Annotated in this window: 19 protein-coding genes, 1 tRNA gene and 1 riboswitch; of the genes, 9 read left to right on the top strand and 11 right to left on the bottom strand. The window is 41.5% G+C overall.

Annotated features, from left to right (window positions below; translation table 11 throughout):
• Positions 1–42: 42 nt before the first annotated feature.
• On the top strand, positions 43–237 hold the full coding sequence (locus ACFSQ3_RS11800; RefSeq protein ID WP_380869754.1) for a hypothetical protein: 195 nt from the start codon (positions 43–45) through the stop codon (positions 235–237).
• Positions 238–268: 31 nt separating this feature from the next.
• Here the strand turns inward: ACFSQ3_RS11800 and ACFSQ3_RS11795 are convergent, their stop codons facing one another.
• On the bottom strand, positions 269–2,371 hold the full coding sequence (locus tag ACFSQ3_RS11795; protein WP_380869753.1) for an ATP-binding protein: 2,103 nt from the start codon (positions 2,369–2,371) through the stop codon (positions 269–271).
• Between the two features lie 304 nt (positions 2,372–2,675).
• Here ACFSQ3_RS11795 and ACFSQ3_RS11790 point away from each other — a divergent pair, with 304 nt between their 5' ends.
• The gene (locus tag ACFSQ3_RS11790) at positions 2,676–3,332 is read left to right on the top strand and encodes a response regulator (protein WP_380869752.1); all 657 of its coding nucleotides are present in this window, start codon (positions 2,676–2,678) and stop codon (positions 3,330–3,332) included.
• A gap of 180 nt (positions 3,333–3,512) precedes the next feature.
• A complete protein-coding gene (locus ACFSQ3_RS11785) occupies positions 3,513–5,006 on the top strand; it encodes an acyl-CoA dehydrogenase family protein (protein ID WP_380869751.1) in 1,494 nt (497 codons plus the stop codon).
• 57 nt (positions 5,007–5,063) lie between these two features.
• On the opposite strand, the gene ACFSQ3_RS11780 is transcribed toward ACFSQ3_RS11785, so the two are convergent.
• From ACFSQ3_RS11780 to thiS, 7 genes are read right to left on the bottom strand one after another with little or no spacing between them, the layout of a single operon-like run.
• Positions 5,064–5,774, bottom strand: coding sequence for a HesA/MoeB/ThiF family protein (locus tag ACFSQ3_RS11780; RefSeq protein ID WP_380869750.1), 711 nt, complete (start codon positions 5,772–5,774; stop codon positions 5,064–5,066).
• Positions 5,767–6,906 (bottom strand): 2-iminoacetate synthase ThiH, encoded by a 1,140-nt coding sequence (gene thiH / locus ACFSQ3_RS11775; protein WP_380869749.1) that lies wholly within the window; start codon positions 6,904–6,906, stop codon positions 5,767–5,769. Before thiH ends, ACFSQ3_RS11780 begins: the two co-directional genes overlap by 8 nt.
• Complete coding sequence (locus tag ACFSQ3_RS11770) at positions 6,899–7,675, bottom strand: thiazole synthase (protein WP_380869748.1); 777 nt, start codon at positions 7,673–7,675, stop codon at positions 6,899–6,901. The genes thiH and ACFSQ3_RS11770 overlap by 8 nt, the downstream gene beginning before the upstream one ends.
• Positions 7,672–8,304: a thiamine phosphate synthase gene (thiE, locus tag ACFSQ3_RS11765; RefSeq protein WP_380869747.1), complete on the bottom strand. Its 633-nt coding sequence runs from the start codon at positions 8,302–8,304 to the stop codon at positions 7,672–7,674. Before thiE ends, ACFSQ3_RS11770 begins: the two co-directional genes overlap by 4 nt.
• A gap of 6 nt (positions 8,305–8,310) precedes the next feature.
• The gene (locus ACFSQ3_RS11760) at positions 8,311–8,904 is read right to left on the bottom strand and encodes a thiamine phosphate synthase (protein WP_380869746.1); all 594 of its coding nucleotides are present in this window, start codon (positions 8,902–8,904) and stop codon (positions 8,311–8,313) included.
• Positions 8,901–10,715, bottom strand: coding sequence for a phosphomethylpyrimidine synthase ThiC (thiC, locus tag ACFSQ3_RS11755; protein ID WP_380869745.1), 1,815 nt, complete (start codon positions 10,713–10,715; stop codon positions 8,901–8,903). The genes ACFSQ3_RS11760 and thiC overlap by 4 nt, the downstream gene beginning before the upstream one ends.
• Before the next feature lie 19 nt (positions 10,716–10,734).
• Positions 10,735–10,965 carry a sulfur carrier protein ThiS gene (gene thiS / locus ACFSQ3_RS11750; protein WP_380869744.1) on the bottom strand — a complete coding sequence of 77 codons (231 nt, stop codon included), beginning with the start codon at positions 10,963–10,965 and terminating at the stop codon, positions 10,735–10,737.
• A 36-nt stretch (positions 10,966–11,001) separates the two neighbouring features.
• Positions 11,002–11,100: riboswitch (TPP riboswitch) on the bottom strand.
• A 114-nt stretch (positions 11,101–11,214) separates the two neighbouring features.
• On the opposite strand from thiS, the gene ACFSQ3_RS11745 reads away from it, so the two are divergent.
• The 4 genes from ACFSQ3_RS11745 (at position 11,215) to ACFSQ3_RS11730 (ending at position 14,903) form a co-directional block, all read left to right on the top strand.
• Positions 11,215–13,347: an HD family phosphohydrolase gene (locus ACFSQ3_RS11745; RefSeq protein ID WP_449329219.1), complete on the top strand. Its 2,133-nt coding sequence runs from the start codon at positions 11,215–11,217 to the stop codon at positions 13,345–13,347.
• Between the two features lie 91 nt (positions 13,348–13,438).
• A tRNA-Ser gene (locus ACFSQ3_RS11740) sits at positions 13,439–13,525 on the top strand.
• A gap of 351 nt (positions 13,526–13,876) precedes the next feature.
• Positions 13,877–14,446 (top strand): Crp/Fnr family transcriptional regulator, encoded by a 570-nt coding sequence (locus ACFSQ3_RS11735; RefSeq protein WP_380869742.1) that lies wholly within the window; start codon positions 13,877–13,879, stop codon positions 14,444–14,446.
• 67 nt (positions 14,447–14,513) lie between these two features.
• Complete coding sequence (locus ACFSQ3_RS11730; RefSeq protein WP_380869741.1) at positions 14,514–14,903, top strand: RidA family protein; 390 nt, start codon at positions 14,514–14,516, stop codon at positions 14,901–14,903.
• 2 nt (positions 14,904–14,905) lie between these two features.
• On the opposite strand, the gene ACFSQ3_RS11725 is transcribed toward ACFSQ3_RS11730, so the two are convergent.
• The 3 genes from ACFSQ3_RS11725 to ACFSQ3_RS11715 form a co-directional block, all read right to left on the bottom strand.
• The gene (locus tag ACFSQ3_RS11725) at positions 14,906–16,150 is read right to left on the bottom strand and encodes a YdcF family protein (protein ID WP_380869740.1); all 1,245 of its coding nucleotides are present in this window, start codon (positions 16,148–16,150) and stop codon (positions 14,906–14,908) included.
• 9 nt (positions 16,151–16,159) lie between these two features.
• Entirely contained in the window at positions 16,160–17,680 is a 1,521-nt protein-coding gene (locus ACFSQ3_RS11720; protein ID WP_380869739.1) for a RagB/SusD family nutrient uptake outer membrane protein, read from the bottom strand.
• Positions 17,681–17,772: 92 nt separating this feature from the next.
• Positions 17,773–21,024: a SusC/RagA family TonB-linked outer membrane protein gene (locus ACFSQ3_RS11715; protein WP_380869738.1), complete on the bottom strand. Its 3,252-nt coding sequence runs from the start codon at positions 21,022–21,024 to the stop codon at positions 17,773–17,775.
• A gap of 646 nt (positions 21,025–21,670) precedes the next feature.
• Between ACFSQ3_RS11715 and ACFSQ3_RS11710 the strand changes: the two genes are divergently transcribed.
• Together ACFSQ3_RS11710 and ACFSQ3_RS11705 are read left to right on the top strand one after the other, a co-directional pair.
• Positions 21,671–21,835 carry a hypothetical protein gene (locus tag ACFSQ3_RS11710; RefSeq protein WP_380869737.1) on the top strand — a complete coding sequence of 55 codons (165 nt, stop codon included), beginning with the start codon at positions 21,671–21,673 and terminating at the stop codon, positions 21,833–21,835.
• Position 21,836: 1 nt separating this feature from the next.
• On the top strand, positions 21,837–23,552 hold the full coding sequence (locus ACFSQ3_RS11705; RefSeq protein WP_380869736.1) for an FISUMP domain-containing protein: 1,716 nt from the start codon (positions 21,837–21,839) through the stop codon (positions 23,550–23,552).
• Positions 23,553–24,025: the final 473 nt, after the last annotated feature.

The raw sequence follows: 24,025 nt of genomic DNA, 5'->3' as shown, positions 1-24,025 counted from the left end.
CATGGAAGATTTAGGTTAAACTTTAATAGTAGGAGAGTAATTATGGAAGCATCAAACACCAACCCAACGGATGACGCAAGACCGTTGAAAAATGAAAAGAAAGTCCCGGAAGTAGTTAAAGAGGAGCCTGATGATAAACCTGCTGGTCAAATGATTAAGTGGGTGATTGCAGCAGCGGTAGTAATTTTGCTTATTATCTATTTTATATTCTTTCACCCTACAGATACCAACTGGTAAAGATCAGTATACTTACAATGATTTAGTGCCATCAATGCGTTTCGCTTGGTGGCACATTTTTAAAGGATAGTTGAACAATCGTATACACGTTTTCTTCACTGCTGATTGCTATCGTTGCATCCATCCGATCTAGTATTCTTCTTACTAACGCCAAGCCTACACCTGTACCATCAATATTTCCAACGTTTGTTGATCGCCTAAAAACGTGAAAAATCTGTTCTAATTCTGATTTCGGTATACCAATGCCATTATCACGTATTTCGTAAACAGTCTGGCTATCTTTCAAATAGCTCAGGATATGTATTTTAGGTGGGTGCCTATTTTTACTGTACTTAAAGGCGTTTCCGATAATATTCTGGAAAATCTGATGTAGATGATTTTTGTCTCCCCAAAGGGGAAGCAGCGCACCCAAAGTAACTTCTGCAGCCTTATCCTCTTGCAAAAGATGCATTTGCTTGATAATCCTTTCCACCATTGGAGCGAGAGGAACATAGTTTTTTTCATAAAGATATATTTTCTGTTTGCCAATAGAGAAGACGCTGTTCAGCATATTTTCAATATCAGCAACACCTTCCGATAACATGTTTGTCCATTTCGCTTGTTCTCCGTTTAAGTTTCTAGCCAAAATTTGTGCACTAAGTTTAACTACCGACAGTGGATTTTTCAGATCGTGAGAAAGGGTAAAGGTCAACATCTCTAATTCATTATTTAATTCAATCAGCTTCTGGTTAATGTGTTCCTGTTGCTTGGCTTTAGCCAACATGGTATCGCGTAGTATATTTCGAATACATTTTATAAAGTAGAGATCGTTATCATTCCAAAGGCCAGAAGAATCCACCATAGTTTTTACCCAAAATGAATTGTTTAGCACGGGAAATTGCAATTGGCTTGAGGTATTCGTCTTTTCTGACGGAAGCGGCGCAGTTTGGAACATACTGTTAATTTCCTCTCCCCTGAACCAAAGGATGCAAACTTCTCGGTTTCTACCTAGTCGTAACGCAATCAAGCCAGCACTGTTCAAATCTCCTTCAATTAGATCTGCAAATTGCTGTCTAAAATCACTTTCAATATATAGTGATTTTTCTGTCTTTATATGGAGATATTGTAGGATTTGCGTGATTTGATTCTTAGTCGGCGAAGTACCAAATACGTTAAGTTCATCGTCGATGCAAATAGCCATACCATCAGCTTGAGGAATACTGAGTAATGCATTTTTATGTTTAACCAACGTGCAACCAATATTTGCAGAATGGCTAAGCTCGGTGCGTAGGTTAATCAACGATTGATTTATAGTTGTTTGGAACCGTTGCAAGTATTGATTTGAGTAGGATCCGTTCTTTTTTGAGGCGTAAAGGCTTACCAATGCACACAATTGCCTTTGAGCCAAATTAATTCTCTTTGGAACAAAGCATTGAGCGAATAACAGGCCCCAAAGTTTTCCGGCGGACATCAACGGAAAAGCGATAATTCCTTTCGCTCCGACTCGTGTGGCGAAGTCGCGATGGAGTTGGGGCATCGGATAAAGATTTGAATTTGCTTGGTCAATATCTTCGTTTTTCCATATTATTAATTTCGTCAGTGGAGCCCATAAATCGGGTGCATATCGATATCGTGATGTGGTATAATATTTTCGATGTTCAGCGCTCATAAAAGCTTTTGAAAATCGGCTATGCAGCAGCGTTTCCGTTTTATTTGTTGGGTTCTCGGCTAGAACCTCCGTGACTCCATTATCATGAATACGACAAACATAAGCGCGATCAAATCCGGTGATGCTTAATACCGTTTTGCATAGATTATCCCAGAGTGATGGAAAATTTGACTCCAACACCTGAGAAATACGCTCCATGTGAAATTCTACTTTGTCTGCTGAAATTTTCTTTTCGCATTCCCATTGAATGTGTCGAGCAGATTGCGTTATGTGCAATACATAGGTCGCGTTATCAAAGGAAACCTCCAGAATTTTGTTTGTAATTTTCTGAAGTTTGATCCCGGAAAGTGCACTTTTTATCGGATTGTATTGATCACGTAAGTAAGCTCGAGCAACTGCATTCACATTTTTACCTAATATTTTTTCCGTAGGCACATCTATTAAATCAAATATGTTGGCGCTTACGGCAACGATTCGATCAGACATGTCCGAGTAAAGCAACATACCATAAGATTGGATGGGTACAAATCTGGTGGAATACGATCGCGGCATAATAACGGGTAATTTTGCTTGCTAAAATATACCTTTCTAAAAATAAAAGCAATAAAAAAGTAAATTAAATTTCTCTTTGGTTAACTTTTTACCTTATAAAGGTTTCGCGTAATCTGTGTTTGTATATACAAACAATTTCGTGTGAATGGCTGTTATTCTTCACGAGCGCGCTCTATAAGCACTACCAGCACGTTTGAAAAAATCGGATGTGCGGAATAATTACTATTAATAGATTTTTATGATAAAGATAATCCTCGCTGAAGATCACCTTGTAGTCAGAAATGGAATAAAGCTTCTTTTAGATACACAAGAAGATTTGGAAGTTGTTGGCGAAGCTAACAATGGGGAAGAAGTGATGCGTCTGGTTGAAGAGGGCGGAGAAGCTAATTTAGTGATCACAGACCTTACCATGGAAGGAATTGGTGGGATGGAATTGATCAAACGTTTGAAGGAGAATCATCCCGATGTCAAGGTAATTATTCTATCGATGCTCGCCGAAATCGAGTACCTCATTGAAGCCTTTGACCTAGGGGTAGACGGTTATTTGGTAAAGAATTCTGCATACGAAGAGCTATCTTTTGCTATTCAGCAAGTGTCAAAAGGTGGCACATACATTTGTGCAGAGCTTACGATGACGTTGTTGGATAAAATACGATCGACAGTAGCACTGGAGGAAAGTGCCGCGGAGGCGTTGATTAATGTAGATATTTCCGATCGCGAACATGAAATTTTGCAACTGATAGGCGAGGGCTTCACAAATATGGAGATTGCAGACAAATTGTTTTTAAGCAAAAGAACCGTAGAAGGACACCGTCAGAATTTAATTGATAAGCTGGGCGTTAAGAATTCTGCTGCATTAATAAAGACCGCAGTTAAAAATGGGTTGATTATCTAAAATCTATACATCATTAACGAATTTTAACCAAATAAAACCGCAATTATTTTTTAGAATGATGTTCGTCATTCTCTTTATCATGCTCAAACCTTTATATTTGTGCATTCTAAATAAAGAAATGTTTAGTCTGCCAAAGGAAAAGGAGACAAAGCTGATACCATTAAGTACGTAAAGAAATAAATGAAAGAACAATACGCGGTTTTTATAGATAGATTCCAGAAACGTCTACATGAGATTTTTCACAGCGAGTCCAACATTGATGAACTTAGTCTGCAACGGGGTCTACCTGATGAGGTGTGGCGTGGCATAATGGATTTAAATCCGCTTTCGGTAGCAATTCCGGATCAATTTGGTGGTCGCGGAGCACAAGTGCGTGAATGTCTTGGCATTCTTTCGGCTGCTTCTTACGAATCACTACCGCTTTCATTAACGTTCGGTATCAACATTGCGCTTTTCTTGGAGCCGTTGGCGAAATATGGCCACGCAGATATTCAGCAAGGAATTTTTGACCGCTTCTTGAAAGATCGTGCGATGGGTGGTTTGATGATTACAGAACCTGCTTATGGTAGTGATGCATTAAATATGCGTACGAGTTATACCGAATTGGCGGATGGTTTTAAACTCGAGGGACAGAAACATTGGCAAGGGTTAACCGGAATGGCTGACTTTTGGATTGTCGCTGCTCGTAAAAAATCTGCTGAAGGTGATTTGGCACGTGACGTGGAATTTTTCGTTACTGATAACAGCAAAAAGGAACAGCATATTCCTGTCGAAAACTACTTCAACAACTTGGGATTATACATGATTCCTTACGGATTGAATACGATCGATCTAACTGTTCCTACTAACCACAAACTGCAACAATACAGTACTGGCATCAAGATGATGCTTGATATTTTGCACCGTAGCCGTTTGCAATTTCCAGGGATGGGAATGGGTTTCATCCAACGCATGCTAGACGAATCATTGGCTCATTGTACACAACGTAAAGTGGGTCCAAATACGTTGATTCATGTGGATTCTGTACAATATCAATTGTCAAGAATTCAGGCAGCTTATACATTATGTTCAGGCATGTGTGCATGGAGCTCGAGCATGAGCGGAATTGATCAGGATTTGGCGACTGAAGGTTTACAAGCAAACTCCATGAAAGCTTTGGTGACGGATTTGATGCAGGAATCTGCTCAAATTGCTGTCCAATTGGCAGGATCAAGCGGTTACAAATTGGATCATGTTGCTGGTCGTGGTATTGTGGATAGCCGTCCGTTCCAAATTTTCGAAGGATCAAACGAAATGCTTTATACACAGATTGCCGAAATCGTGACTAAGCAAATGAAAAAATCTAAAGAATCGCATTTAGGCAACTTCTTAGCTTCTTACGTTTCCACATCTCAAGTAACAGATCGCTTCAAGAAACATTTTGATATTTCGATTAGTGGCGTAAACTTAGTACAACGTCAGTTGGTTGTTTTGGGTAAAGCGATTGCACGTTTGGTATGTTTGCAGTACGTGCAGAATATGGTGGACAAAGGATTCCGTCAGGATTTGTTCGATCAAGCGGCAAAACACGTAGAAATGGATGTGAAAGCTTTATTGTCGGATTTCATTGACTTCAACGACGCTAGTCCGATCGTAGAATATCAAGAAAGTTCAAGCTGGGCTGATTTTATTTAATCGCTAACCGCTTTAAAGTATATACAAAATCCCGTGAGCAATTACGGGATTTTTTGTTTAAAAGGAAAGCTTGGTAAATTGCCAATTCAGCGTATTGATGATCGTCAGTTGGTTACTATCTACCGGCAAATCCGTTGCTATTTTTAACACCTGCATCGCCATCATGCTTCCAATTATTCCGGGTAAGGGACCTAACACGCCGTTCTTATCACAATTTGGAACATCTTCCGAAGCGGGCGGTTCTGGGAAAATGTCACGAAGATTTCTGCTGCCGCGATAATTGAACACGGAAAGTTGACCTTCGAACCCGAAAATACTGCCATAAACCAAAGGCTTTTCCAACGAAACACAAATATCATTCACTAAATAGCGTGTTGTAAAGTTGTCGGAACCGTCGACGATGATGTCGTAATTGGCAAAAATACTTTCCGCATTATCGTCGGTCAATTTTTGTGGATAAATCTGCACGCGGACGTTCGGATTTAGGTTGCTCACAAATTCGCTGGCCACTACTGCTTTCGACAAACCTACATCGTTGTTGCCAAAGATAACCTGCCGATTGAGATTGTGTAACTCAATTTGGTCGAAATCGATGATGCCTAACGTGCCGATTCCTGCAGCTGCCAAATATTGAATAACCGGACTACCTAAACCGCCAGCACCGATGACCAAAACGCGGCAAGCCATCATTTTTCGCTGCCCTGAAACACCAATCTCATCGATGAAAACCTGTCGGCTGTATCGCTGGAATATTTCTTCCTTATTCATCGCTCCCAGTTGAATTCCCCATAAACGAGGTTTCCCAATCTTTCATCACAGGATCGTATCCCGAACTTCTGATTAAATCAATAATCGTTTCCATGCTGCGTTCATCACTGATTTCAAATTGCTCCAACGATTGTGGATCGACAGCATAACCACCTGGATTGGTTTTGGAAGCGGCGCTCATTGTCGTTACGCCCAACGGGATAATATTATTGCGAAAATGCTCGCTTTCTCGCGTAGAAATCGAAATCTCTAGATCAGGATTCCAAATGCGGTATGCGCAGATTAATTGGAGCAAATGCCGATCTTCCATGATGAAATTCGGTTCTATAATTCCAGTCGCCGGTCTTAATCGTGGAAAGGAAACGCTGTATTTCGTGCGCCAATAGGTTTTTTGCAGGTAATCAATATGCAACGCATTGAAGAAACTATCTGTGCGCCAATCTTCCAAACCCAACAAAACACCCAAACCAATTTTATGAATGCCTGCTTTGCCGATTCGGTCGGGCGTGTGCAAACGATAGTCAAAGTTTGATTTTTTTCCTTTCGGATGATAGGCTTTGTATACCTCGCGGTGATACGTTTCTTGATAAACGAGCACAGTATGTACACCTTCCGCGTGCAGCAAATCGTATTCCTCCTGATCAAGCGGTTGCACTTCAATGGATATTTGTGCGAAATGAGGTTTCAATAATCGGATGGCATTTTGAAAGTACGCGACATCAACGGTTTTATTGGCTTCGCCACTAACCAACAAGATATGTTGCAAACCCATTGCTTTTAGCGCCATCGCTTCCAACAAAATCTCGCCGTCAGACAACGTTTTCCTTTTGATCTTGTTGTCCATGCTGAATCCGCAATACGTACAGATATTTTGGCACTCGTTACTCAAGTACATAGGCGCGTAAAGCTGGATGGTTTTCCCGAAACGCTGCTGCGTAATCGTTTTTGTTGCTTGCGCCATTGTTTCCAATTCCTCTTCCGCCGCTGGCGATAGCAAGGTTAAGAAATCGTCGATCTGGTGATTTCGCTTCGCTAAAACACGCTGAACATCGGCTCGCGTTGTTTTATAAATGCGGTCGTGAACGGTCGCCCAATCGTATTGATCTAGTTTTTCTTTAAATGTATTAATCATCCGACGTTAAGAATGAGGTTAAAGGGCTTGATTGTATCGCCTGTACGCTGCTTGCACCCAGTCCGGCTTCATACGCTTTGCGTCCTGCGATCACAGCTTCCTTAAAAGCTTCAGCCATCGCAACCGGATTTTGCGCTGTCGCAATGGCGGTATTAACTAGCACAGCATCCGCGCCTAATTCCATGGCTTTCGCCGCATCCGAAGGAGCGCCGATGCCTGCATCTACGACCACAGGAACCTTGCTTTGTTCGATAATGATTTCTAAAAAATCTTTCGTAAGCAGACCTTTATTCGTCCCGATTGGCGCTCCCAACGGCATCACGGCCGCTGTGCCAACTTCCTCCAGACGTTTGCATAAAACGGGATCAGCATGAATGTATGGCATCACAATAAATCCTGCTTTTGCCAATTCTTCCGTTGCTTTTAATGTTTCAATCGGATCGGGTAGGAGATAGCGCGGATCAGGATGTATTTCTAATTTTACCCAATTGGTTTCCAAAGCTTCGCGCGCCAACATGGCTGCGAAAACCGCTTCTTTAGCATTTCGCGCGCCGGATGTATTCGGTAATAAATTGACGTTTGGCAAATCCAATGCGTCCAATAATTGGTCGGAAGCTGCTCCGTGATCGACACGTTTTAGCGCCATCGTAACCAATTTTGAGCCGGATGCTTGGATCGATTCGCTCATGAGCGACATATTTCCAAATTTGCCTGTGCCCAAAAATAAGCGAGAACTAAATTTCTTTTCTGCAATGATTAATGTATTCATAGCCATTTTGATTGAATAGTTTGAATGATTTTTGGATCGTTGTTGATCAAGCCGGAAACGGCAACGCCGTGAATGCCAATTTCCTTTAAATCAGAAATATCGTTTACTCGAATTCCACCAATAGCGTATATCGGAGGAGCGGATATATTTCTTTTCGTAAGCAGATCTGTGATTTCTTGATAGCCATCAAGTCCTAATATGGGACTGAGTTTTTGCTTGGTAGATGTGAAGCGAAATGGACCTAAGCCGATGTAATCACAGTTTTCTTCTGTACGACTTAACACATGATCCAATGTGTTTGCTGTTCCCCCAATAATTTTGTTTGTTCCTAAAATACGTCTGGCATCTAAAACCGACATATCATCTAATCCCAAATGAACGCCGTCTGCTTCTACTTTTTTCGCCGTATCTACATGATCGTTTATAATAAAACAAGCTTGATGTTTTGTGCAAAGCACTCGAACGTTTTTTGCGAAAGATTCGAATGCTTCATCTTTGTTTTTTTTCCAGCGAAGCTGAATCCAATTTGCTCCAAATGCTAATGCTTGTCGGATATTGCGCTCTTGAAGTTCCAAGGTTTCTCCATCGGAAATGTATTGCAATCGACTGTATGTTTTATCTCTTTTCATTAGTTCTTATTGTTGGATTGTTGACACAAATTTTGTTTGGCAGGCTCGGAATTGCTTTACGGGATTTGGCGATTGCCAAATGGTGCCCAACAAGGCAATTCCATCTGCACCGCGTCGAATGGATTCGCTGACATTATCGGTATGCAAACCACCGAGCGCGATCAGTTTTACATCTCTGTTTGTTCTTTGTGTTAATTGATCGATAACCTGCTCCTGATTGCCATAGCCAGGTTTTGATATGCTTGGAAAAAACGGACTTAAAAAAGCATAATCCCATGTTTCGTTCAATGCATTGAATGTGTCGATGCTATGCGTCGAGGTGGAATAACATAACCCTTCTACCTTATATTCTGTGGCTAAACGATCTTGTTCGCTTCGGTGTAATTGTTTTATCTCAAAATCCGCTGCCAAATCGTGATGATGATGCAAAACTAGTCGCGGATGAAATGCTGTTGGAATTTGCTGAATGTACTTCGCCATCGCTATTTTATCAAGCTGATATTTCCGCAAGTGAATGCGATCAGCACCTTCATGGAATAGCGCCGTTACAATTTTTATCTCGTTTTCAGCCAGTTGCTCCGGTGTGATGACAATGATCATAGATACAATTCTTTGCCTTGCGCAATAAACTCCTGCGATTTGTCGAACATACCTTGCTTGGCCGCATCACGAATTTCCTGCGTGATCTTCATGGAGCAGAATTTCGGACCGCACATCGAACAGAAATGAGCGACCTTGGCACCATCAGCCGGAAGCGTTTCATCGTGAAATTCGCGTGCTGTATCCGGATCCAGTGACAAGTTAAATTGATCTTCCCAACGGAACTCGAATCGTGCTTTACTCAATGCATTATCGCGATACTGCGCGCCGGGATGTCCTTTCGCTAAATCGGCTGCGTGCGCGGCTAATTTATACGTAATTACGCCATCTTTCACATCCTTTTTGTTCGGTAATCCCAAATGTTCTTTCGGCGTGACATAACACAACATCGCGCAACCGTACCAGCCGATCATTGCCGCACCAATCGCTGAAGTAATGTGATCGTAACCTGGTGCGATGTCTGTTGTGAGCGGTCCCAGCGTATAGAACGGTGCTTCGTCACATTCGATCAATTGCTTTTCCATGTTTTCCTTAATCATGTGCATGGGCACATGACCCGGACCTTCAATCATCACTTGTACATCATGCTTCCAAGCAATTTTTGTCAGTTCGCCCAACGTTTCCAATTCAGCAAACTGCGCAGCATCATTCGCGTCTGCGATAGCACCCGGACGTAATCCATCGCCCAAAGAAAACGCGACATCATAACGTTTCATAATATCACAAATGTCCTCGAAGTGCGTGTACAAAAAGTTTTCCTGATGATGAAACAAACACCATTTTGCCATGATGGAGCCTCCACGCGAAACGATTCCTGTTACGCGTTGCGCGGTAAGATGAATGTAGCGCAAAAGCACGCCAGCGTGGATCGTGAAGTAGGAAACACCTTGTTCCGCTTGTTCGATCAGCGTATCTCGAAAAATTTCCCAAGTCAAATCTTCTGCAACACCTTTCACCTTTTCTAGCGCTTGGTAAATCGGTACGGTGCCGATTGGCACGGGTGAATTGCGGATAATCCATTCACGTGTTTCGTGAATATTTTTTCCCGTGGAAAGATCCATAATCGTATCAGCTCCCCAGCGACATGCCCAAACTGCTTTTTCAACTTCTTCTTCGATGCTAGATGTGACGGCGCTATTGCCAATGTTCGCATTGATTTTTACCAAGAAGTTTCGACCGATAATCATCGGTTCTGATTCAGGATGGTTGATGTTATTCGGAATAATGGCGCGTCCAGCCGCGATCTCATCGCGAACGAATTCCGGTGTGATATGTTTTTTTGGCGTATTCGCACCGAAACTATTTCCGACATGTTGGTGATCCATTCCTTTTGTAGCGGTAGCTAATTGCTCAATGCGTTGGTTTTCGCGAATAGCAACATATTCCATTTCCGGGGTGATGATGCCTTTTTTTGCATAATGTAACTGCGTTACGTTGCAACCCGTATTAGCAACTAGCGGTCGGTGATTGTACGAAAAACGAAGATCATCTAGCGTCACATCGGCCAAACGCATCTTTCCATAATCCGAACTGATTTCGGGCAATTCGGACACATCATTTCGATCCTTAATCCATGATGCACGAATTCGTGGTAAACCTGTGCGAATATCGATGTTTGCTTGCTCATCGGTATACGGTCCGGATGTATCATAGATAGTAACCGGCGGATTGTATTCACTTCCACCATTGCTGAGTTTTGTTGGACTGAGCGTGATCTCTCGCATCGCAACTCGAATGGGATGTAACGTACCTGCGATATAAACCTTTTGAGAATTAGGAAATGGCGTAGTAGAAACGGTGTGATCTGTCATAAGATTTAAGTGTTGGTATTTATCCGCCTTGCGTGGCCGAAATAATGAGAATTTGATCGTTTTCTTGGAGAATGGTTTCTATCCAAATTGCTTTTGGAACTACTTGGTCGTTAATCGCCACCGCGATGCCGCGCGTTTTGCCCTTAGTTTCAGATTCAACCAAGTCCGACAAATTTGCTGGAGGATGCTCGAAAAAACGTGTTTGTTGATTGATGGTAACAGTCATTCCTTTTGTGTTGATGTAAAACATGCACTTTAGGAATGGCCACAGATGTGCGAACGCACTAGATGACAACTCACTTTTCCCTACGCTGGTATGATCCAGATCAGGTTCAAAGGGTAAAATCTCAGTTCACAAATAGTGTAAACACCCCTAAAGTAGTTGGCTAATCTACGATATTAAAATGAAAGACCACAATTCTTTTCCTATTTTTGTGAGAACTGCTCGTGTTGAAATTGTTTCCATTCGAGCAAATTGCACATCACTAATTCCGACAACGTGGCGAAATTGAAGATCAACTACAATAAAGAGAAACTCCAATATAATTCTCCCATCTTAAAATACGTTATGGCGGTGGTTACCATTCTTTTGGTCTGCCTTTTCATGCCAAAACAACCTCGCTTTCGATACGATTATCAAAAAGGAAAACCTTGGAATCACGAGAATTTAGTTTCACCCTATGATTTTGCTATCCTCAAAACACAAGAAGAGCTGGATCGCGACCGGCATCAGATTTTAAAAACGGTAAATCCAATCTATAACGTAAGCGAAGTTGTCAGCAAAGAGCAGTTGGATCAATTCAACATCGACTTAAATGAACGCTGGCAAACCTCGCAAATCGACACGCTGCCTTCACAGGATATTGAGCGTTATCGCGGCGTTGGAAATGCTATTTTGGAATACGTTTACGATAGAGGAATTATTTCTTTAAATAGTCGATATCAGCTGAAAGGTAATAGTACCGCTTCCGGTTCTGAGGCAGAATATAACTTCATTTTAGTGCAGGATAACGTAGCACAACAACGTAATACCGCCAATAGTTTTACCATCGAAAGTGCGTATTCTTACATTGAACGGACCGTAGATCGAAACCGATTTATTTCCCAAAAGAAGTGGTTGTCCGACCTGCTTAAAAACTATGTTGCGGTCAATTTAATGTTTAATGAGGCGCAAACGGATAAGTCTGAGCAAGCCGCACTTTCCAATATGTCAACCACCCGTGGTATTGTGCAACGCAATGAATTAATCGTCGAGCAGGGTAAAATGATTAATAATGAAATTATCCAAAAGCTAGAATCGTTACGACGTGTATATGAAAACGAGGCGCAGATCGGAGGAAAGCAAGGATTGGTGTTGTTTGGGAACTTCTTGATGGTATCGTTAATCATGACTTTGCTCATGATGTTTCTGTTCTTCTTTCGTCGCGATATTTACAAAAACAACCGACTACTTCTCATCATATTCGCAGTCATTATTGCCATGCTCGGCGTGCTGAGTTGGGCGATAAAAATGAAGATTCCGAGCTTATACTATATTCCATATTGTATCGTTCCGATTATCTTTCGCATCTTGTTTGACACGCGCGTTTCGCTAAATACACATTTGTTGATGGTGCTGATGGCCGCGTTATTTGTGCCAAATAGTTTTGATTTCGTTTTTTTACAATTGGTAACCGGCATCGTGGCGATTTACAGTATTCGTACAATGGTGAAGCGTGAGCAATTCTTGCTGTCGAGTTTATTGATTTTGGCTTCCTATATCATTTCGTTTACCGGATTGGTGCTTACCAGAAATGGTACGTTTGATAGTATTTACTGGAATGATATTTTTCCTTTCGTCATCAGCGTCGGCTTAACACTGTTGGCTTATCCATTGATCTATGCATTCGAAAAACTGTTCGGTATCGTTTCTGATTTGACATTAATGGAATTGACAAATAGTAACTCCAAATTACTTCGTGAATTGTCTATCCGTGCTCCTGGAACTTTCCAGCACTCGTTGCAGGTAGCCAATTTGGCGGAAGCTGCGGTTTACCGAATTGGTGGCAATCCGTTGCTAATTCGTGCCGGAGCGTTGTATCATGATATTGGTAAGATGTCGAACCCACTTTACTTTATCGAGAATCAAAAGACGGGTAACAATCCACATGAAGAATTGACGCCGGAGCAAAGTGCACAAATCATTATTTCTCACGTACTAAAAGGTGTGGAAATCGCGCGTAAGAATCAATTGCCAGAAGCTGTGGTCGATTTTATTCGCACGCACCATGGAACAACGAAGGTGGACTATTTTTACAACCTATCGATGAAGAACAATCCAGACAAGTTGGTGGATGAGGAACTCTTCCGCTATCCGGGACCTATTCCTTTTTCTAGGGAATCGGCCGTGCTCATGATAGCGGATTCTGTGGAAGCAGCTTCGCGCGCCATGAAAGAATATACCGAGCAATCGATCAATACGCTGGTGGACAAGATTGTAGATCATAAATTGATTCAAAAGCAATTTACAAACGCGGACATCACCATGAAGCAGATTTCTCAGGTCGCCGCGATCTTCAAATCGATGTTGAAAAGCATTTACCATGTGCGTATCGATTACGACGTGACTAGAAAGAAATCGACTGACGATTAAATAATCTTTTTGAAAGTCAAAGTATTGTGATTGTAGGCGAAAAATAGCTTTGCAAAATAAAAATTTTGCGTTATGTTTGCACAGCAGTAACGGAGAGGTGCCTGAGTGGCCGAAAGGAACAGTTTGCTAAACTGTCGTACTGGAAACGGTACCGCGGGTTCGAATCCCGCCCTCTCCGCGAATTTAAGAGCAGCTTCAAAAAGCTGCTCTTTTTTGTTTAAAGGCACTTTTCTCTTTTTCATTTTGTTGTTATTTGACTCCTAATCTTTGATCTTATTTGTATAATGCAGATATGTGCCTTTCCAATCAAAGTATTATTTACTTAATAATCAAGTACCAACCTTTTTAAACCACGCCCAATTCGTAATAGGAATTTTGACTTTCGTTGAGATTTACATTATTTAAAATAAAACTCCTTTAATTGGTAGTATTGCAAATTTTGAAAATGCGACATATCGTATTATGCGGTAATGAATAACATACCATTTCATTAGGTTTACGACTGCAAGTAAGTTAAAAAACGTTCAAAATGCATCACAACTTCTTAAAAGAAAAACTTTCGGAATTTTCGGCTTTCTCGGATACCGAACTGCATGAAATTACCTCTTGCTTCAAGGTGGAGAATTATTTAAAGGGCCAATTTATCTTTGAGCATAACGAATTAATAAGTAATGTGTATTTAATCCAGTCTGGTTTAGTACGCTTATCCTATTGGTCTGAAGATGGTAAAGAGCATATTTTATCTTTTGCTATGGAAGGGTGGTGGGAAACAGACTTTTCGGCGTTCTATCTTGGTGAACAATCCCGATTTACTTTGTACTGCATGGAGGACACACAAACAAGTACACTATCATTAGCGGAATATCACAAGTTAATAAATAAATTTCCGAGTCTGTCTAGATATTTTGTAGACAAATCCATGCGCGGGCATATAGCCAATCAACGACGTATTATTACTTTATTATCTCTTAATCCAACCGAAAGGTATGAAGCTTTTTTAGCCACTTATCCCGCATTATCGCAACGTATTTCTAAGACCATCCTTGCATCATATCTGGGTGTATCTCGCGAAACGTTGAGCCGATTGTCAATGACGTAAATAGTGATTTCAGTCACAGGTAATATCCCAATTCATAGCTGACATTTGTAAAAAATATGTTTACGCTATGAAAAAAACAATAATAAATCCTTGGAATTGGCAAGATGCACGAGGTTATTCCCAAGCGGTGGAAGTGCAAGATGTGAGTGCTACTTTGTATGTGTCTGGACAGACCGCAATCGACGACCACGCCTTATCCAGCAATGCTAGTATGCGCGACCAACTTACATGGAGCATCCAAAATTTAGAAAAAGTTGTTTTAAAAGCTGGATATGAACTCGAGAATATTGTACGACTGAATATTTATACCACATCCACGTCGGAGTTGTTTCAGCATTTCGATGTGATGCAAGATTGGATCGTTCTACATGGTATAAAACAAGCTTCGACGGTTTTGGAAGTGTCGAAGCTATTTGAAACATTGATAGTTGAGCTCGAAGCTACTGTCGTACGCTAACCTTAAGGATCAAGGGGTTCATCAGGATCAATGGTGAACGATTCTTCGCGCGGCTTGAATTCAATAATTACATCGCTAACGCGATTGCCCAGTTCGTAAGGCAGGTATCCTAACTCGCGAATGCAGCGTGCAGCCATATTCTCCACAGCATCAATATGCGTCGAACTACTATTGACAATGGCATATTGATCTGTGGGAAATCCGTAACTCAATAAAATACGCGCAGTGTTTCGCAGATTGGTGGTGGTATGCCTTGCGTACGGATCAATCAAAATAGCGTGTTCAGGAACTTGGCAAACTTCCATTAGGTATTTTTTCATTTGCTGGGCTTCAATATAGAGCGTTTTGTATGGATGAACCCGCCCACCTGAAACGACAATAAATGGTGCTAAACCCGCAAAATAACTGCGCGCCGCTGTACGACTGCGCAACATCCCACCCGGGCTGACGGGTTGGCCGTACACCTCCGGACCAGCACCTAAAGTTAGCAATAAACTATAAGGATAGCGGCTAAAATCAGTTGTAGCTATGGCATCTAACGCCGCTTTGTTTTCTCCCAGCCTAAGCGGTTCGAGTTGTGCCGCATCCCAGCGCTCGTTGATTTCCAACAGTCGAATCGCGCACAATAACGTTTCTTGAAATGCTTGTTCAGGTTTTTGAATATCGGATAACACGTCGACGCGGACTTCTTTCAAAAGAGAAAGATAGTGAGGGTCATTGGTGTTGAATGCTATCGAATCAATAGTCGGATAATTTGGTTTCTCGCCACCGCCGTAAACGCGAATAGCATAATTCATTGCATGAAAATCTTGACGCAAAGCTTTTTCGATGTATGCTGATAATGAAAGATTCCCGATGTTGCCGTATCTCGGGTAGGCGAATAAATGTTTTTTAAGGTGTTCGCGTTGTACCGAATGACTCAAAACCAACTTTGAAAAGGTTGCACTTAGATACTCGATTTCCTCATTCTTCCACATAAAAGCTTTCATTAAGCAAGCCAAATCTGTACATTTCTCACTTTCCAGTAGTCGATTGTGACGCGCATCCAACAGATTTGTAAGGCGTCGATCGGAGGAGAAATATTCGTACAGTGCAGTGGTGTCCTGAAGTAGGACATACGTAAGGTAATAATTCTTTGCAGTTACCCAATCTTGGGGATTTTTTATAGACGAAAAATCCTGAGCTTGTGTGGGCGTTGCTGCCCAGCACATAAGCATCAGGATTATTCCTTTTAGAATTTGTTTCATGGATGGGGATTAATAACCCGGATTCTGATACATTCTAGTAGGATCAAGTTGGTATTCATCGAAAGGAATCGGATAGTAACGGTCCTTCGTCGAAATGTTTGATAAGCGAGCGATACCGTAATCCGCTTGGTTTTTTGCTTTAAAATAATTCACCAAACCTTGCGCATCGTAATTACGAATCAGATCAAACCAACGATGGTTTTCGAAAGCGAGCTCTACACGACGCTCGTGTAAGATGGCTTCTTTCAATGTTGGATATTTAGCGCTGTAGTTTGCATCCATACGGGAAGTTGCGTAGTTTGGCAAACCAGCTCGCTCGCGTACTTCGTCTAACAATGCGATTGCTTCGGCGTCTTTTCCTAAGTGCATTTTTGTTTCGGCAAGCAATAACATAACATCCGCATAGCGGATTAAAATCCAATCGTTTCCTCCCCAGCCTTGAACCCCAGCACCGTCGCTGTTGTCGCGGAATTTCGTGATAAACCAATCGTTCACATTTACGTCTGCGGCAAACTTAATGGAGAATGCCTTACGCGTATCGTTCGCTTCGTAGTCATTTACCAAGTCACGCTTTACATTTCCACCAACTCCGGTAGCATTAAATTTCGAGTTTATCGTTTCGCCGCGAGCTTGATTATTCCGTGCAATAGAAGAGCTGTATAATTGATTGCCCTGTATATGCTGAATTTGAAAAATCAACTCTTTGCAGTCCATTTTCCTGTCTACATCAAACACTTCGTCGTACGGAATTTCGTTTAGCTTTCCGAAAGTGCGCATGCCGTAAGAAGCGGCTAAGTACTGTTCAGCCTTTGTCAAATTCTCTTGGCGGCCTTCGGCAACCGTTGCGCCTATCGTCAAATAAACCTGACCGAGGATGGCATTAACTGCTGCTTTTGACGTACGACCAACAGCGTATTCTTTTTGTGTGTTCGGCAAATTGCTGTCCAAGGCGTCTGTCAGATCAGCAATGATTTGTTGGTAAATAACACTTTCTTTCTCGCGGAAGGCCAATTGATCTGCTTGCTGTTTGGACGTAATCTCTACAGTCGATAATGGAATGTCGCCAAACTTCCGAACCATGTGGAAGTAAAGCAGTGCGCGAACAAACTTCGCCTCGGCAATGTAGCGTTTCTTCAAATCCTGATTGGTAAAACTAACCTTGTCGATATGAGACAATAATGTGTTACAGCGTGAAATTCCATTGTACATGTTCGACCAATGCGATTTCAAAAATGAGTTACTCGCTAATAGCGAGAAATCATTAAACTGGAATGGCTCACCGGCATTCGATTGGTTGTCGTTTCTGCCCGTATTGTCAGATCGTTCCTCGTTAAACAGCCCACTTCCTTCACCCAAATTATTGCCATTACGCAAAGCTTGGTAAAGTCCGTTTACTGCCAACTGCACATCGTTTTCCGTTTCGAAGAAATCCTCCACGGTTACCGCATTCGGATCGCGTTGATCCAAAAATTCTTGTTTACATGCACCTAAACTTAATAATAGAAAAGGTAATATATATCTTTTTTTCATATGTGATATTTGACTTTTAAAGGTCGTATGGAATATTCATAGGTGTTTATTTTGTTTAACATGAATATTTCATTTCAGTATTTGAATATTCGTTAGAAAGTGACTTTCAATCCTAGGTTGTACCCTCTCACTAATGGATATAAACCGTAATCAACCCCTGGCGTTAAATTTCCACGTTGATTGTAGTCCGGTTCTGGATTATATCCTTTGTATTTTGTGATGGTAAATGGATTTTCTACACTTGCAAAGATGCGTACACCAGAAATCTTTAGGCGTTCTGCTAAACTTTGCGGTGCTGAGTAACCCAATGTTACGTTCGTCATTCTTAAGAACGATCCATCTTGAAGGTAAAAAGAAGACAAGCGCGTACTGTTACTTTGCGTTCCTGCGCGAGATGCACGATATACGGATCCTGCACCTGGATTTTCTATTGATCTCCAACGTTGAGCTACATCGGCATATTGGTTGCCGGATCCTTCCATGTTATACACGTAATAATCCTGTCCGTCCAATATCTTATTGCCTTGCGAACCATTGAATGATGCACGGATATCGAAACGTTTGTAGCTCGCATTGAATGAAAAGCCATAGGTAAAGTTTGGATGCGGATTTCCGATAATACGTTTATCTAAATCGTTTACCACACCATTACCATCGACATCTTCAAAATACAAATCGCCTGGTTTCAATGGGTTGCTAGAAGCGGCTGAAGGCGCTAAACTTTGGTAATTATTTTCGTCCGCTATACCCAATACTTGAAAACCGTAAAACATACCGATTGGGCTACCTTCTTGCGTGATATGCGTGATATAAGAACGTTCTGCACCGTTTGTCAGAATAGTAGATGCACCACCTAAATCAAGCACTTTATTACGGTTGACGTTGATGTTTCCACTAAAACCTAATTCGAAATCGCCGCGGCGTAATAATGTCGCATCCAATTGCACATCAAACCCTTTGTTTTCGACCTTACTTTGAGGTAAATTGGTTAATATTGAAGTTGATCCGCTGATGGCTGTGATTGGTTGATTGAACAAAAGATCGAACGAGCGACTGCGGTAAAAGTTGGTCATCACGTTTACGCGTCCATTGAATAGACCTACATCAAGTCCAGCATTATACTGCGAGGTACTTTCCCAACCTAAATTTGCATCGTTTAGGGATCCAGGATAGTAGCCTGTAGCCACATTCCCACCAATTACAACGCCTTGCGGAGAACCATATACCGTTCGCGATCTATAATTAGGAATATTGTTGTTGCCGCTCAATCCCCAGCTCGCTCTTAATTTTACAGAAGAACCCTGGCCTAACCATGCATCATAAAAATCTTCATTTGATAACGTCCAACCTGCGGATAGCGAAGGAAAAGTACCCCATTTGGTGTTAGGTCCAAAACGTGATGAACCGTCTGTACGAATGGAAGCTGCCAAGAAATACTTCGCATCATAATTATACATCACTCGGCTGAAATACGATTGTAGTGTTACAACCGTTTTATCCGCTTCACGAAGTTGGAAATTGGTCGGGTCCGCACCTTTATCGCTTATTTCACCAATCTTATCATGTTGAAATCCATTCGCTCTAAGCGAAATTAGATCGAAATCCGTGCGCTGTGCAGAATAGCCTAATAATGCATTTACCTGATGTTTATCGGCAAAAGTCTTATTGTAGTTCAACGTAGTTTCCACCAATTTGTCAATTTCACCTAGGGTGCGTGCATCCGCATAAGCAGCGTTACGCGCTTGCGGTGAAAACGGACGGTAGTCGCCATTTGAAAGACTAGTAGGTTGGTAAAAATCGTGCTTTTCGTCGTATGTTGAAAGTCCACCGTTCACTTTTAGATTTAAGCCCGGCATTACTTCGAAATCTGCAAATGCATTATATAAACCGCGTTTCCCGCGACGATTATTTTTGACCTGCGTAACGTAAGCTAATGGATTTTCTGGAGGTTGAATACCAAAACCTCTTGCAGAAAAGTCGGCCATTAGATATTGGGCATAGCTTCCATCAGCGTTATAAACTGGTAACGTTGGTAAGTAGATCAACGCGGCCATTGATGGACTTTGATTGAATCGACCGGTAGTTACCTCATCATTATCATTGTAGGTAAAGGAAACATTTGCACCAACCGTTAAACGATCGCTTATCTTAGCGTCCACGTTTGTACGGAAATTGAAAGTTTGTTGTCCTGTTCCAAGCATAATACCATCTTGATTTTGATAAGCGCCGCTGATTAAATAGCGTGTTTTATCGTTGCCACCGTATGCGGAAAGGTTGTGCCTTTGGAACGGCGCATTTCTGTATAATGCATCTTGCCAATCGGTATCGTATTGTGCTTGCTTAGCTGTTCCCGATGCAAAATCATAGTATTCTTCGGGAATATTGGTAGAACCTGGATTTCCTGGGAAACGTTGGTTCCTAATCGCATTAGAATCTTTACGACGATCATCGCTCCACACGCCACCCGAATTCACGATCTGATCTTGATAAGCGTTATTACGACCATCAATCAATAAGTCGATATATTCTGCTGAATTTAATAAATCTACTTTTTTCGATAGCTGACCAAATCCACCCAAAACCTCGTAATCCACGTTGCTGCGTCCTTCTTTACCACGTTTTGTGGTAATTAAAACTACACCACCAGCTGCACGAGAACCATAGATCGCTGCGGAGGCTGCATCTTTCAGTACGTCGATCGATTCGATATCATTCGGGTTGATGTTCAGATTGTTTCCTGCTGGGTAACCGTCTATCACATACAAGGGGTCAGATCCCGCGTTGACAGAACCTACGCCACGCACACGGATTTTCGTGCCATCGTATGGTGCGCCGGAGGTTTGCATTATTTGTACACCGGCAACCTTACCCACCAAAGCTTGCGAAAGCTTTGGTGAACTTAAGTTCATCTCTTCTGCTTTTACGCTAGATATTGCTCCGGTTAGGTCGGATTTGCGTACCTTTTGGTAACCGATAGATACCATCACTTCGTCAATCGCTTGCGATTGAGGCTCTAAAGAAAAAGTAATGTCTTCGGCCTTTGTAACGCGTTGATCATCGGCGATGAAGCCAATGTAACGTACAGAAAGGGAGTCGCCGATACGTCCTGCAATAACAAAAGTACCGTCGTTGCTCGTCTGTACTTGCTCTTGTGTTCTGTTGTTTAAAACGGTTGCACCAGCAATTGCGTTTCCCTGCGAGTCCACTACTTTACCACGAAGTGGTTGCTGATTTACGGCTTGGTAGAATAGGTTGTTTCCAGCTAGCGTGTGCGCTTCGGAGGGTAGGGAAGCGGCGCTGAGCGAAAGTAACAACCAGAGTAATCTGGATGGTTTTGAATACATTTTTTTAGCGTTAGATATTGGGTGCAAACTTCGGCTTCTACTGTTTCGGAATTGTTAAGAATGGTTTAAAATTTTGTTACTAAAACGTTTTAACAAACATTTTTCGCTGGAATTTATTCTGCCTCATACTTGCGTATAGTGCCACATTAAAATGTTCATCTCAAAAAGCTCAAATACATAGGTAATGCAAAGTTGAGTAGCACGAAAAGCGGGGTCGTATAGTTATATACCATGTTATATACCATGCCGAACTGAAAATCTACAATTCTCGTTGACGAGAAATACAGGGCAATATCGAAAAATAGTTAAGATAGATTTGATAGCTAGATAGATAGTTTCTCCCCAATCTGTTTGGCATCTTTAGACTTTGCGACCGTACTATTGTGTAATACTGATAGATGTATTTATGCTGGTACTTAATGATTCTCGAGTTTGGTAAAAAATAAAAATAATGAAAACTTCAAGTAGGATAATTTGTTACTCAATAAGAAATTCGTATTATTGAAAGTCGCAATTGATCCTCTGTCGATCGCGCTAATGACAATTTATTTACATAATAAGCAATAAAACGCGCATTTATACGCTTTCGTATATTTTCACGAATTGCTTTTTTTGCATCCACCTTAAGTAATTGTTACATCACACTATGAAAGAAAAAAACAAGTACACACAACCGAAGATTGACGTAGTTGTCGTTGAAATTGAAAACCAAATAGCTGCTGGATCAGTTGCGGTAAGTCCTGTCTCTGAAAACGGAACCATTACGGACGAGTATCAAAATGAGGAGCAAACTTTCGACGTAAACTGGTAAAATGATGAAACAGACACTAACCGTTACTTTAGCTTTAACCCTTTTTAATGCGTTATTAATAGTTCAATCTTGTTCTAAATCCAGTGATGAGGTATCTGGGGATGGTATGGCTACGATTGGGGTAAATTTAGCGAGCGATGAGGTCGATAATCGAGATCAATTATTTGGTTCGATGAAGTCCAATTTACCTGATCAAAACAGCTTGTTGGCAAACCCATCTTCCTCACTGACAGAAGAGATTCCGTTTAACGATGATTTCTACATCATTACTGATCTGGTGGAAGAGGAACCCGACGTGCCGCGAGCCAATAAACGTTTGAAAGATAACACGAAGGCGGATGCAGTTATCAGCCCCATTCAACGGCAAATTAAGTTTCGCTTAGCAGTGTACAATAGTTCCGGTAATTATGTGACCGATAAAATTTATAGCATTAGCACAACGGGATCTGTAACGCCTGATGACGGTCAACAGTTGCAGGTCAATCGAGGTCAATACCACTTTGTCGCCTATTCGTATAATACGAATTCGGCTCCAACTGAAACCCTCACTGGAACCACAATTAATTCGGCGATCAATATAAACCCTGCAACTTTTCCTAACTTCATCATGTTTAATTCTGGATTGAGAACAATTGTGCCTGGAGCAGATAATTCGTTGAATATCGCATTCAAATATCGTTTTTCTGGAGTACGAGTACTTGTAGATGCTACTGCAACTGGATATTTAATTAGTGAAATTGGTGCTACTAGTTTGGCTTCTACTCGGAGCGCAGCATCGGTAACGCTATTAAATGGAAACGTTGCTTTTTCCGGAGAAACAAGCAATCGCGCTATCACATTCCCTACAGCGACTGGAGGCGCCACTACGAGACAAAGTAGTTTTAGTTCAGTAGCTAACAATATTACGAATGGAACGTTGACCATCGCGTCACTTAATATAGGTCCGCTTAATCGTACGACGCCTATCTCTATTCCGAATGTGAGATTCGATCCTGGGGTGGTGTATAACCTGCGCGTTAGGATTGTTCCCAATGATTCTTACGTAACAGTAAATGGGGTGGAAGCTGCCGTGATAAATGGACGACAGTGGATGCGACGAAATTTGGGAGTCGCTGCGTCAGTAAATCCAGACGAACCCGCAACAGGCGGTAGTTTTCAAACTCAGATGGGCAATTATTATCAATGGGGTCGGCGCGGCGTGCGGGCTACTCCTACAACTGGTGCAGTAGCAACAGATACTATTGGCCTATGGACGAGCAATGCAGCAAATGGAGCTTGGTACAACGCAACCCCGGCCACAAATGGCGGGAAAGTGACTGCAAATGATCCTTGTCCCAATGGCTGGCGCGTGCCTACGTCAACAGAATGGAGTGCATTGGTCGAATCTACTACACAATTAGTTGCGGATAACAGGGGGACAGACTGGACCGCCAGTAATACCAAATTTACTAGTGCAAAGGTGTTTCGAAGCCGTCGAAATAGTAATGTTATATTAACTTTTCCAGCATCAGGTTATTATCAACCCTCAGATAGAACTCTTGCTTTGCGTGGAAATGCTGGATACTATTGGTCATCGACAGAGGCATCTACGGGAACCAGTATAGAAACAACGTCTTTAAGAGCTGTTCTTGGACAAGCTGAGGGCGCGGTCGTGGGGCAAGGTAGCGGAAATAGGTCTTTTGCATTCAATATTCGATGTACTCGAGCGGTTTTATAGGTTGACTGTTCATTCGATTTTTAGGATTTTAAATAAAAAAAAGCTCTGCAATAAATAAAATTGCAGAGCTATTTTTTTTCTATATAGTATTGATGTAATGTAAAATCAAAAGTTTTATCATGTTTGATGACAGTAAACAGCGGAGATTGGGGTAAGCATTAAGAATGCATACTTTTTGTTACGCTATTGATAATTAAAACCATAACGCATATTCTTTTTACATTCTCTAGGATAGATGACATGAATTGAATAAAAATAACTAGTTTCTAGAAGTCATTTGGCCGATTCCAGCGGTACTTAATAAGTTTAAATGCAATTTGTATTACACAGATTTTTTATCACTTTGATAGTTCCACATCATATAACGTGAAGGCTCGAAAACGATATTAAATATTTTGGATCTTTTTACAAACAATAAATAGGATAAAGCCCGCGCGCTACCTACTTACATGCGATATACACATTAAAAAATA

It is taken from the genome of Sphingobacterium corticis (assembly GCF_042684745.1).
GTDB classification, from domain to species: Bacteria; Bacteroidota; Bacteroidia; order Sphingobacteriales; family Sphingobacteriaceae; genus Sphingobacterium; species Sphingobacterium corticis.
Note: the sequence above shows the minus strand (reverse complement) of the source record. Positions and strands in the feature narration are given on the sequence as shown.